Source organism: Streptococcus sp. (assembly GCF_032481935.1).
In the GTDB taxonomy this organism is placed as follows: Bacteria; Bacillota; Bacilli; order Lactobacillales; family Streptococcaceae; genus Streptococcus.
The window spans coordinates 1-12,213 of the sequence record NZ_JAWERU010000004.1 but is presented as its reverse complement, the minus strand read 5'-3'; the positions used below and the strand labels follow the sequence as shown (position 1 = coordinate 12,213).

The 12,213-nt window shown below is 39.1% G+C and carries 12 protein-coding genes; 10 read left to right on the top strand and 2 right to left on the bottom strand.

Going from position 1 to position 12,213, the window contains the following annotated elements:
• The first annotated feature begins 95 nt into the window (after window positions 1–95).
• From mutY to E7C97_RS01065, 7 genes are all read left to right on the top strand, one after another.
• Window positions 96–1,259: an A/G-specific adenine glycosylase gene (mutY, locus tag E7C97_RS01095; protein ID WP_316107745.1), complete on the top strand. Its 1,164-nt coding sequence runs from the start codon at window positions 96–98 to the stop codon at window positions 1,257–1,259.
• A 64-nt stretch (window positions 1,260–1,323) separates the two neighbouring features.
• Window positions 1,324–2,028, top strand: a complete 705-nt coding sequence (yycF, locus tag E7C97_RS01090) for a response regulator YycF (protein ID WP_000722070.1) — start codon at window positions 1,324–1,326, stop codon at window positions 2,026–2,028.
• Window positions 2,021–3,370 (top strand): cell wall metabolism sensor histidine kinase VicK, encoded by a 1,350-nt coding sequence (gene vicK, locus E7C97_RS01085; RefSeq protein ID WP_316107744.1) that lies wholly within the window; start codon window positions 2,021–2,023, stop codon window positions 3,368–3,370. Before yycF ends, vicK begins: the two co-directional genes overlap by 8 nt.
• Window position 3,371: 1 nt before the next feature.
• Window positions 3,372–4,181, top strand: a complete 810-nt coding sequence (locus E7C97_RS01080; protein WP_045763287.1) for an MBL fold metallo-hydrolase — start codon at window positions 3,372–3,374, stop codon at window positions 4,179–4,181.
• An 89-nt stretch (window positions 4,182–4,270) separates the two neighbouring features.
• Entirely contained in the window at window positions 4,271–4,513 is a 243-nt protein-coding gene (gene relB / locus E7C97_RS01075; RefSeq protein ID WP_316107740.1) for a type II toxin-antitoxin system RelB family antitoxin, read from the top strand.
• Window position 4,514: 1 nt separating this feature from the next.
• Complete coding sequence (locus tag E7C97_RS01070) at window positions 4,515–4,769, top strand: type II toxin-antitoxin system RelE/ParE family toxin (protein WP_316107739.1); 255 nt, start codon at window positions 4,515–4,517, stop codon at window positions 4,767–4,769.
• Between the two features lie 41 nt (window positions 4,770–4,810).
• Window positions 4,811–5,650, top strand: a complete 840-nt coding sequence (locus E7C97_RS01065) for an ion channel (RefSeq protein ID WP_316107737.1) — start codon at window positions 4,811–4,813, stop codon at window positions 5,648–5,650.
• Here the strand turns inward: E7C97_RS01065 and E7C97_RS01060 are convergent.
• Together E7C97_RS01060 and E7C97_RS01055 are read right to left on the bottom strand one after the other, a co-directional pair.
• Window positions 5,620–5,967: a thioredoxin gene (locus E7C97_RS01060; protein WP_316107736.1), complete on the bottom strand. Its 348-nt coding sequence runs from the start codon at window positions 5,965–5,967 to the stop codon at window positions 5,620–5,622. The genes E7C97_RS01065 and E7C97_RS01060 overlap by 31 nt on opposite strands.
• 257 nt (window positions 5,968–6,224) lie before the next feature.
• On the bottom strand, window positions 6,225–7,943 hold the full coding sequence (locus E7C97_RS01055) for a phospho-sugar mutase (protein WP_126419843.1): 1,719 nt from the start codon (window positions 7,941–7,943) through the stop codon (window positions 6,225–6,227).
• 152 nt (window positions 7,944–8,095) lie between these two features.
• Between E7C97_RS01055 and E7C97_RS01050 the strand changes: the two genes are divergently transcribed.
• The 3 genes from E7C97_RS01050 to E7C97_RS01040 all read left to right on the top strand — a co-directional run bounded on the left by E7C97_RS01050 (window position 8,096) and on the right by E7C97_RS01040 (window position 12,104).
• Window positions 8,096–9,997 carry an ABC-F family ATP-binding cassette domain-containing protein gene (locus tag E7C97_RS01050; RefSeq protein WP_316107734.1) on the top strand — a complete coding sequence of 634 codons (1,902 nt, stop codon included), beginning with the start codon at window positions 8,096–8,098 and terminating at the stop codon, window positions 9,995–9,997.
• A 1-nt stretch (window position 9,998) separates the two neighbouring features.
• Window positions 9,999–10,862 (top strand): XRE/MutR family transcriptional regulator, encoded by an 864-nt coding sequence (locus tag E7C97_RS01045; RefSeq protein ID WP_316107732.1) that lies wholly within the window; start codon window positions 9,999–10,001, stop codon window positions 10,860–10,862.
• Window positions 10,863–10,937: 75 nt separating this feature from the next.
• Window positions 10,938–12,104 (top strand): MFS transporter, encoded by a 1,167-nt coding sequence (locus E7C97_RS01040; RefSeq protein ID WP_316107730.1) that lies wholly within the window; start codon window positions 10,938–10,940, stop codon window positions 12,102–12,104.
• Window positions 12,105–12,213 lie beyond the last annotated feature (109 nt).

The window sequence follows — 12,213 nt, the reverse complement described above, 5'->3', positions numbered from 1 at the left end:
AAATTGCTAGTTTTCTAATAGAGTTTAAGAGAGTGTTTTAACAAGCCCTGTCTTGATTTTTTGAGTATCCTAAAAGGTTATGCTATACTAGAAATATGTTAGATTTGGAGAAATATGGTGTGACCATGTGGGAAGAGGACAAGATTCTCTCTTTCCGTCAAAAACTATTAGCCTGGTATGACGAAAATAAGCGGGATTTACCTTGGAGACGGAGTAAGGATCCTTATCATATCTGGGTATCTGAAATTATGTTGCAGCAGACTCGAGTTGATACCGTCATTCCCTATTATGAACGTTTTTTAGACTGGTTTCCGACTGTAGAAAGCTTATCAAATGCTCCTGAGGAGCGCTTATTAAAAGCCTGGGAAGGACTTGGCTATTATTCTCGTGTTCGCAATATGCAAACAGCTGCGCGACAAATCATGTCCGACTTTCAAGGAGAATTTCCGTCAACTTATGAAGGCATTTCAAGCTTAAAAGGGATTGGTCCTTATACAGCTGGTGCAATCTCTAGTATTGCCTTTAACCTTTCACAACCTGCAGTAGACGGCAATGTCATGCGTGTTTTGGCACGTTTGTTTGAAGTCAATCATGATATTGGAAATCCTAGCAATCGAAAAATATTTCAAGCGATGATGGAAGTTCTGATAGATCCTGATCGTCCAGGTGATTTCAATCAGGCTTTGATGGATTTAGGTTCAGATATTGAGGCTCCTGTTAATCCAAGACCGGAGGAGAGTCCTGTTAAGGAGTTCAGTGCTGCTTACCAACATGGGACCATGGATCGCTATCCCATTAAGGCTCCCAAGAAAAAGCCAATCCCTATTTATCTAAAGGCTCTTGTAGTGCAAAATAATCAGGGGCAGTTTCTATTAGAGAAGAATGAGAGTGAAAAACTCTTGGCTGGATTTTGGCATTTTCCCTTGATTGAAGTTGATGAATTCTCAGACCAGACTCAGGACTTGGACCTTTTTAGTCAAGTAGCGGAGCCAATTCTAGAACTGGGACCATCTCCACAGGAGAGTTTTGAACAGGACTATGATCTTGAAGTTGATTGGCAAGATCTACGATTTGAAGAGGTCAAGCACATTTTTAGCCATCGTAAATGGCATATCCAGATAATTGCAGGCCGAGTTACTGAAACACAGGAATATGCAGATAGAGAAGTCCTTTGGTTAAGTCCGGAAGAATTTATCAATTATCCCCTAGCTAAACCTCAGCAAAAGATTTGGCAAGCCTACTTGAAAAGAAGCTGCTAGTATCGGTCTTTCGTGTCTTCTTTACATTTTTTTGGTATAATGAGATAAGGAAAAAGGTGACTAAATGAAAAAAATACTAATTGTAGATGATGAAAAACCCATTTCAGATATTATAAAATTTAATATGACCAAGGAAGGTTATGAAGTTGTAACTGCTTTTAATGGTCGTGAAGCTCTTGAACAATTTGAAGCTGAGCAACCAGATATTATTATCTTGGATTTGATGCTTCCAGAGATTGATGGACTTGAGGTTGCAAAAACTATTCGTAAGACAAGTAGTGTTCCTATTATCATGCTTTCAGCAAAGGACAGCGAGTTTGATAAGGTTATTGGGCTTGAACTTGGAGCGGATGACTATGTAACCAAGCCATTTTCAAATCGTGAACTACAGGCCCGTGTTAAAGCTCTTCTCCGTCGTACAGATATTGTCTCAGTTGATAACCAAGAACCTGAAACGAAATTACAAAGTTTGCAGATTGGCGATTTGGAGATTTTACCAGATGCCTACGTGGCTAAGAAATATGGTGAAGAGTTAGACCTAACCCACCGTGAATTCGAACTCTTACATCATTTAGCTTCTCATCTTGGTCAAGTTATTACCCGAGAACATCTTCTTGAAACTGTTTGGGGATATGACTATTTTGGAGATGTCCGTACAGTTGATGTAACAATTAGACGTTTGCGCGAGAAGATTGAAGACACACCAAGTAGACCTGAATACATCCTAACTCGTCGTGGAGTAGGATATTATATGAGAAATAATGATTGAAGTAATTAGACAAACAATTTTGACGAGTGACTTTATCTATATCCTCATCCTAATTGGCTTTATTCTGCTGGTGACTTTTCTTCTGCTTGAGAGCCGTCGCGATAATATTCGCCTTAGACAATTAAACCAGAAGGTTAAGGATTTGATTGCTGGTGATTATTCTCAGGTTTTGGATATGCAGGGAAGTTCAGAGATTACCAATATCACAAACAATCTCAATGATTTGTCAGAAGTAATCCGTTTGACTCAAGAAAATCTGGAACAAGAGAGTAAAAGGTTGCATAGTATCTTGTCCTACATGACAGACGGAGTACTTGCGACCAATCGTCGTGGTCAGATTATCATGATTAATGATATGGCTAAGAGACAACTTGGAGTTGAAAGGGATGATGCTCTTAATCAAAATATCTTAGAGTTACTCAAGATTGAAGAAGAGTATGAGCTGAGAGATCTCATTACCCAAAGTCCTGAATTGATGATTTATTCGCAAAATGTGAATGGGGAGTACATCAGCTTGCGCGTGCGTTTTGCCTTGATTCGTAGAGAGTCTGGCTTTATCTCTGGTTTAGTAGCAGTTCTACATGATACGACTGAACAAGAGAAGGAAGAACGAGAGAGAAGGCTTTTTGTTTCGAACGTTAGTCATGAGTTGCGTACACCTTTGACCAGTGTAAAATCCTATCTTGAGGCCTTGGACGAAGGAGCCCTAACAGAACCAGTTGCTCCAGATTTTATCAAGGTTTCTCTGGATGAAACCAATCGTATGATGCGGATGGTGACGGACCTCTTGCACCTCTCACGGATTGACAATGAGACCAGTCACTTGGATGTCGAGTTGATTAACTTTACGGCATTTATCACCTTTATTCTCAATCGTTTTGATAAAATGAAAAGTCAAGATGAGGAGAAGAAGTACGAGTTGGTGAGAGATTATCCGATTAACTCTGTTTGGATTGAGATTGATACAGATAAGATGACCCAGGTGATTGACAATATCCTGAATAACGCTATCAAGTATTCACCAGATGGTGGAAAAATCACTGTAAGCATGAAGACTACAGATGATCAGATGATTTTATCAATTTCGGACCAAGGGCTTGGGATTCCTAAAGAAGATTTACCAAAGATTTTTGACCGTTTTTATCGTGTTGACAAGGCAAGAAGTCGTGCTCAAGGTGGTACTGGTCTAGGACTTGCTATTGCTAAAGAAATCGTCAAACAACATAATGGATTTATCTGGGCTAAGAGTGAATATGGCAAGGGATCTACCTTCACTATCGTACTTCCATACGATAAGGATGCCGTGAAAGAAGAGATTTGGGAGGATGAACTAGAAGACTAGAATGAGTGATATCGGTTTTAAATACAGTATTTTAGCATCGGGTTCCAGTGGAAATTCATTTTACTTGGAAACACCAAAAAAGAAAATTTTAGTGGATGCAGGACTATCAGGCAAAAAAATTACAAGCCTCTTGAGTGAAATCAATCGCAAACCAGAGGATTTGGACGCTATCTTGATAACCCATGAGCATTCAGATCATATCCACGGTGTGGGCGTTCTGGCTCGTAAGTACGGCATGGATCTTTATGCCAATGAGAAAACTTGGCAGGCTATGGAAAATAGTAAGTATCTCGGTAAGGTTGACTCATCTCAAAAGCATATTTTCGAGATGGGAAAAACCAAAACCTTTGGTGACATCGATATCGAGAGTTTCGGTGTGAGTCATGATGCAGTCGCGCCACAGTTTTATCGTTTTATGAAGGATGACAAGAGCTTTGTTATGCTGACGGATACAGGCTATGTTAGTGACCGGATGGCTGGCATTGTCGAGAATGCAGATGGCTACCTGATTGAGTCAAATCATGATGTTGAAATCCTGCGAGCTGGATCTTATGCTTGGCGACTTAAACAGCGTATCTTGTCTGACCTTGGTCACCTCTCAAATGAAGATGGAGCAGACGCCATGATTCGCACACTAGGTAATCGTACCAAGAAGATTTACCTAGGCCATTTGTCTAAGGAGAATAATATCAAGGAACTGGCCCACATGACCATGGTCAATCAGTTAGCTCAAGCAGATCTTGGAGTTGGAGTAGACTTTCAAGTTTACGATACTTCACCAGACACAGCAACACCATTGACGGAGATATAGCAAGGAACGCCGAGAGGTGTTCTTTTTATCTTGACTGAGCTCTTAAAAAGTAATACAATGGTATTACCAATAGTTATAGGAGAAGAAGCATGACGACTATTACATTAAAAGTTTCCGAAGCAGATAAAACATTTATGAAAGCAATGGCTAAGTTTGAAGGAGTTTCTCTATCAGAGTTGATACGGACAAAAACTTTAGATGCTTTAGAGGATGAATATGATGCGCGTGTAGCAGATTTAGCTTATCAAGAGTATCTAGAAGATTTGGAAAAAGGGCTTAAACCCATTACTTGGGAAGAAATGATGCATGATCTAGGTCTGGAGGAAGATTAACTTGTATAAGCTAGTTCCAACAAGACGATTTATTAAACAACTAAAGAAATTAGATCGTTATACCCAAATATTAATTACAAAGTATCTAGAAAATAACGTTTTAGAGGATCCAAGACGGCATGGGAAAGCTTTGGTGGGGAATCGAGGTGGTCAATGGAGGTACCGGATTGGTAATTATCGAGTTATTGTGCAAATTGTAGATGATGAACTGATAGTCTCTACTCTGGAAGTAGGTCATCGTAGAGATGTTTATTAAAGTTTCTATTGAACTATTTGGTAGTATAAGGAGTTTTCAAATTGCAGAATAAGTGGAAGTTGAAGGAGTATTATGATACTAGCATTATAATATTAGCTTTAATATCCGTTGTTTTAGTAATATTTAGCTTTACGGATTTAATTGATCTTGAGAATCCTCCATACAGTATTATAGACTTAGTCCTATGGCTTGTATTTCTTGTTGATTATATTTGGAGATTTAGTATTTCCAAAAGTAAATGGTCATTTATTATAAACAACATTTTTGACTTGCTTGCAATTCTGCCTTTGAATGCTATTTTTACAGTTTTTCGTTTGGGGAGGATCTTCCGTCTTGCACGCTTAACAAAGTTAGTAAAACTAAGTCGGTTATTAAGAATTATAGGTCTTACTGGCAAATTAGAGAAAAAGCTAAAAATTTTTCTAAGAACAAATGGATTAATTTACATTCTGTATGTCAATTTTTTTATTGTTCTAGTTGGTAGTTCAATCTTATCAGTTGTTGAAGAGAAGACATTTTCTGATAGTGTATGGTGGTCACTTGTTACTGTTACAACGGTTGGATATGGGGATATTGTTCCAAGTAGCCTATTTGGGAAATGGCTAGCTGTATTATTGATGCTAGTTGGAATTGGAACAATAGGAATGTTAACAAGTGCCTTGACAAACTTTTTCGTAAAGGATAATCCAGATGAGCAGAAAAAACTTGATAAACTCCAAGACGAATTAATAACTCAAAGAATATTAGTAGAGAAACAATCAGAAAAGATAGAAGAACTGCACAGGATGATACAAGATTTACTTGAAAAAAATAGTTTTGGCCATACAAAAACCACTCGAAGAGTGGTTTTTTACAATCCAGCGAAATCCTTGATTTCTTGAGCAGACATTGAAGAGTCACAACGAACCTTGATTTGACCATTTGAAATATGAACGAAGCCTGGTACAGTAGGGATTTCGTAGCGTGAACGGAAGTCTTGCAAAGCTTCAAGTTGGCTTGGTTCTTCACTATTAATGAAATAGATGTGAGCTTTAGTTTCAGCTACAACACCAGCCAATGTGCCAGCAAATTTACGGCAATATGGACAAGTTTTGCGTCCGATAAAGAAAGTTGCTGTTTCTTGCTTGTCGAGCGCTTCTTGAGCACGAGCAACAGTTGTAACTTCAAGATCTTTGATGTTTTCTAAAAATTGTTCCATGAGATTACCTCGCTTTCATTGATATGTCTAGTATGCCATAAAGTTTCTAAAATTGCTCAGTTTTGATACGCGAATAGATGGTGGTGCAGAAATCAGTAGATTAAGTCTGATTCTCTAGTCCTATATTCTTGTATCCTTAAAGATATAGAAACTATAGTTCAGGTTAAAAGAGATAGAAGAAGACATAAATTACATTCAGCTTTTACTTTAACATCAAAAATAAAGGTCAGGATTTTTCCCGACCTTTAAATAGTTTTTTATTTTACAAAGGCATTGATTTCAGCTTCGATGTTAGCAATCTTAGCTTGTGAATCTTCGTTACTTTCACCAACAACTGCAATGTAGAACTTGATTTTTGGTTCAGTACCTGAAGGGCGAACTGCAATCCATGATCCATCTGCAAGTGTGTATTTCAACACATCACTTGGAGGAGTAGTTAAAGCTGTAACTGTTCCATCAGCGGCAGTAGATGTTTGTGCTTTAAAGTCTTCAACGACAGTGATAGTTGTTGCATTCCATTCTTTTGGTGCATTGTTGCGGAATTTAGCCATAATTGCTTTGATTTGTTCAGCACCGTCAACACCAGAGAGGGTAACAGAGATTGTCTTTTCAGCATAGTAGCCGTACTCTTTGTAGATTTCTTCGATACCATCGGCAAGAGTCAAACCACGTGAACGATAGTAAGCTGCAAGTTCAGCAACAACAAGAACAGCTTGGATAGCGTCTTTATCACGCACGAATGGTTTAATTAAGTAACCGAAGCTTTCTTCAAATCCCATCATGTAAGTGTGATTGTGTTTTTCTTCGAATTCTTGGATTTTTTCAGCGATAAATTTGAAACCAGTCAAGACGTTGAACATAGTTGCGCCGTAGCTTTCAGCAATCTTAGTTACCAAGTCAGTTGATACGATAGATTTGCAAAGAGCTGCATTCTCTGGAAGTGTCCCAGCATTTTTGTGAGCTTCCAAGATGTACTTAGCCATGATGGCACCGATTTGGTTTCCTGAAAGGTTGAGGTAGCTACCGTCTTTTTGAAGGACTTCAACACCGACACGGTCAGCGTCAGGGTCAGTTGCAACAAGAACATCAGCTCCTACTTGGCGACCAAGTTCTTCTGCAAGAGCAAAGGCTGCTTGACTTTCTGGGTTTGGAGATTTAACAGTTGAGAAGTCTGGGTCTGGAGTTGCTTGAGCTTCAACGACTTGAACAGAGTCAAATCCTGCTTGAGCAAGAGCACGACGAGCCAACATTTCACCAGTACCGTGAAGAGGAGTGTAGACAATCTTCATGTCTTTACCAAACTCTTCAATCAAAGCTGGGTTGATGTTCACATCTTTAACTTCTTTGAGGTATTCAGTGTCGACAGCTTCTCCGATAACTTCAATCAAGCCAGAAGCTTTTTCAGCTTCTACATCAGCAACTTCAACAGCAAATGGATTTTCGATAGCACGGATGTAAGTTGTCAAAGCATCAGCATCGTGTGGAGGCATTTGACCACCGTCTTCTCCGTAAACCTTGTAACCATTGAATGGAGCAGGATTGTGGCTAGCAGTAATCATGATACCTGCGAAGCAGTTGAGGTGACGAACGGCAAATGAAAGTTCTGGTGTTGGACGGAGACTTTCAAAAACATAAGATTTAATACCGTGTTTAGCAAGAACTGCTGCAGATTCAAAGGCAAATTCTGGAGAGAAGTGACGGCTATCATAAGCGATGGCTACACCACGTTCTTTTTCGTTTCCACCTTTTGACTCAATCAAACGAGCCAAACCTTCAGTTGCTTGACGAACAACGTAGATGTTAATGCGGTTAGTACCAGCACCGATCAGTCCACGCATACCTGCAGTACCAAACTCAAGATTGGTATAGAATGCGTCTTCTTTAGTTTTCTCGTCCATGTTTTCCAAATCTTGACGAAGGTAATCTGGAAGTTCTGCGAAATCAAGCCATTTTTGGTAGTTTTCTTGGTAAGCCATAGGAAATCTCCTTTAATATATAATCTAATCGCTTACATTATATCACGATTTGAAGTTTTAGTAAAACGTTAGCATGAGTTTCTGAAAAAGTTATGAAATGTACCTAAACCACAAGTCTTGAACGGCTTACCGAAACATGCTATACTAACTGTATGATTATTTTACAAGCTAATAAAATTGAACGTTCTTTTGCAGGAGAGGTTCTTTTTGATAATATAAACCTACAAGTAGATGAAAGAGACCGTATTGCCCTCGTTGGAAAAAATGGTGCTGGGAAGTCTACTTTGCTCAAGATATTGGTTGGAGAAGAGGAGCCAACCACGGGTGAAATCAATAAGAAAAAAGATATTTCTCTCTCATATCTAGCACAGGATAGCCGTTTTGAGTCTGAGAACACCATTTACGATGAAATGCTACATGTATTTGATGACTTGCGTCGTACTGAAAGACAACTTCGCCAGATGGAGTTGGAGATGGGGGAAAAGACTGGAGCAGAACTAGATAAACTCATGTCTGACTATGATCGCCTATCAGAAAATTTTCGTCAGGCTGGAGGATTTACCTATGAAGCCGATATTCGTGCTATCTTAAATGGCTTCAAGTTTGACGAGTCTATGTGGCAGATGAAAATTGCAGAGTTATCTGGTGGTCAAAATACTCGTCTAGCACTAGCCAAAATGCTCCTTGAAAAGCCTAATCTCTTGGTCTTGGACGAGCCGACTAACCACTTAGATATTGAAACGATTGCCTGGTTAGAAAACTATTTGGTCAACTACAGTGGTGCCTTGATTATCGTCAGCCATGACCGTTATTTCCTCGATAAGGTTGCGACCATAACACTCGACTTAACAAAACATTCTTTGGACAGATATGTAGGAAACTACTCGAGCTTTGTGGAGCAGAAGGAGCAGAAGCTCGCAACTGAGGCAAAAAACTACGAAAAACAACAGAAAGAAATTGCTGCCTTAGAAGACTTTGTTAACCGAAATCTTGTTCGAGCATCGACAACCAAACGTGCTCAATCTCGACGCAAGCAACTGGAGAAAATGGAGCGCTTGGGCAAGCCAGATGCTGGTAAAAAGTCAGCTAATATGACCTTCCATTCTGATAGAGTATCTGGTAATGTCGTTTTGACGGTGGAGAATGCTGCCATTGGCTATGATGGTGAAATTTTATCAGAACCCATCAACCTTGATCTTCGTAAGATGAACGCTATTGCCATTGTTGGTCCAAATGGCATTGGTAAGTCAACCTTTATTAAGTCTATTGTGGACCAGATTCCCTTTATCAAGGGTGAAAAGCGCTTTGGTGCTAATGTTGAGGTTGGTTATTATGACCAAACTCAAAGTAAGTTAACACCGAGCAGTACAGTCTTAGACGAACTCTGGAATGATTTTAAATTGACGCCAGAAGTTGAAATCCGTAATCGCCTAGGTGCCTTCCTTTTTTCTGGTGACGATGTTAAAAAATCAGTTGGAATGCTCTCAGGTGGCGAGAAAGCTCGTTTGCTTTTAGCAAAATTGTCTATGGAAAACAACAACTTTTTGATTCTGGATGAGCCGACCAACCACTTGGACATTGATAGCAAGGAAGTTCTGGAAAATGCATTGATTGACTTTGATGGAACTCTTCTCTTTGTCAGCCACGACCGTTATTTCATCAACCGTGTAGCCACTCATGTGTTGGAATTATCTGAGAATGGATCAACCCTTTATCTAGGTGATTATGACTATTATGTTGATAAAAAATCAGAGCTAGTAGCTAGTCAAGAGGAAGAAGCTGCAGCTGTTAGCCAAGAAAAAGAGGCTTCTCCAGTTAATGACTACCAAGCTCAAAAGGAAAGTCAAAAAGAACTTCGTAAATTGATGAGACAAATCGAAAGTCTTGAGACAGAAATCGAAGAGCTGGAAACTCAAGCCCAAGTTATCTCTGAACAAATGCATACCACCAATGATGCAGATGAACTCATGCAATTACAAGCAGAACTAGATAAGATTAGTCAGTGCCAGGAAGAAGCTATGCTTGAGTGGGAAGAATTATCGGAGCAGGTGTAAGATGGAAAATCTTGGAAAAGTTTTTCGTGAATTTCGAATCAGTAAAAATTACTCTCTAAAAGAAGCTGCAGGAGAGGCCTGTTCGACCTCCCAATTATCCCGCTTTGAATTGGGGGAGTCGGATCTGGCTGCATCTCGTTTCTTTGAAATATTAGATAATATTCACGTGACGATTGAGAATTTTATGGATAAGACTAGAAATTTTCAACATCATGAGCATGTCGGCTTGATGGCTCAGATTATTCCGCTTTACTACTCAAATGATATTGCAGGTTTTCAAAAACTTCAAGAAGAACAACTTGAAAAAGCTAAGAGTTCAACAAATCCCCTCTATTTTGAGCTGAACTGGATTTTGTTACAAGGTCTGATTTGTCAAAGAGATGCTAGCTTCACTATGAAGCAAGCAGATCTGGATAAGGTGGCGGATTATCTTTTTCAAACAGACGAATGGACCATGTATGAGTTGATTCTCTTTGGCAATCTCTATAGCTTTTATGATGTGGACTATGTTGCTCGCCTTGGTAGAGAAGTGATGGAGCGTGAAGATTTCTACAAAGAAATTGGTCGCCATCGAAAACTGGTCTTGATTTTAGCTCTTAATTGTTACCAGCATTGTTTAGAACATCTTGCTTTTGAAAATGCCAGCTACTTTGAAGCTTATATAGAGAAGATTATAGGTAAGAGCATCAAACTCTATGAGCGTAATGTTTTCCACTTTCTTAAAGGATTTGCTCTTTATCAGAAGGGTCAAAAAGAAGAAGGTTGTAAACAAATGCAGGAAGCCATGCATATTTTTGATGTGCTAGGTCTTCCGGAGCAAGTAGCTTACTATCAGGAACATTATGATAAATTTGTAAAAGATTAATTTCCCAAATACGGGAAAAATAAGAAACTCCTTCAAGTTTTGATACAATAGTTTCAAAATTTGAGAGGAGTTTTTATGAATCGATATGCAGTACAGTTGATTAGTCGTGGAGCTATTAACAAACTAGGAAATATGCTCTATGATTATGGAAATAGTGTTTGGTTGGCATCGATGGGAACGATTGGGCAAACCGTGCTAGGGATTTATCAGATATCTGAACTCGTTACCTCCATTCTAGTCAATCCCTTTGGTGGAGTGATTTCAGACCGTTTTTCGCGTCGTAAGATTTTGATGACAACAGACTTGGTTTGTGGGATTCTCTGTCTGGCCATTTCTTTTATAAGGAACGATAGCTGGATGATTGGAGCTTTGATCTTTGCTAATATTGTCCAGGCCATTGCCTTTGCTTTTTCTCGGCCTGCCAATAAAGCTATTATCACAGAGGTGGTAGCAAAGGACGAGATAGTGACCTATAACTCTCGCTTGGAGTTAGTTTTACAGGTTGTAGGAGTCAGTTCTCCGGTGCTTTCTTTCCTTGTTTTACAATTTGCAAGTCTTCATCTGACGCTCTTACTAGATGCTTTGACCTTTTTCATCGCTTTTGCCCTAGTGGCTTTACTTCCCAAAGAAGAACCAAAGGTTCAAGAGCAGAAGAGTTTTACAGGGAAAGATATTTTTGCGGACATCAAAGATGGCTTGCACTATATCTGGCATCAAAAAGAAATTTTCTTTCTCTTGTTAGTGGCTTCCAGTGTGAATTTCTTTTTTGCAGCTTTTGAGTTTTTGCTCCCTTTTTCAAATAAACTCTATGGTGTAGAAGGAGCCTATGCAACTATCTTAACCATGGGTGCAATTGGCTCAATCATCGGAGCATTGATTGCAAATAAATTTAAATCCAGTATGAATACACTTTTGTTCTTAATAATCCTCACAGGAGTAGGAGTTTTCATGATGGGATTGCCACTACCTAATTTTCTCACTTTTTCAGGAAATCTAGTTTGTGAACTCTTTATGACAATTTTTAATATTCACTTCTTTACACAAGTACAGACCAAGGTTGACGGAGACTATCTGGGGAGGGTATTGAGTACCATTTTTACACTGGCCATTCTCTTTATGCCGATTGCGAAGGGGTTAATGACCTTTCTACCAAGTGTTCATTTAGGTTCCTTTTTAATTATCGGTCTTGGAGTTATTTTTCTTTCTTTAGTATCAATGTTCTATATTCAAAGACAAGGCTAACACAGAAAAAAGGGCTCTTTGTCAACTGTAGTGGGTTGAATAAAAGCTAACATCTGGAGAGGACAATCGTTGTCCTCTCCATTTTTATATTCAGAGCGATGAAAATTCG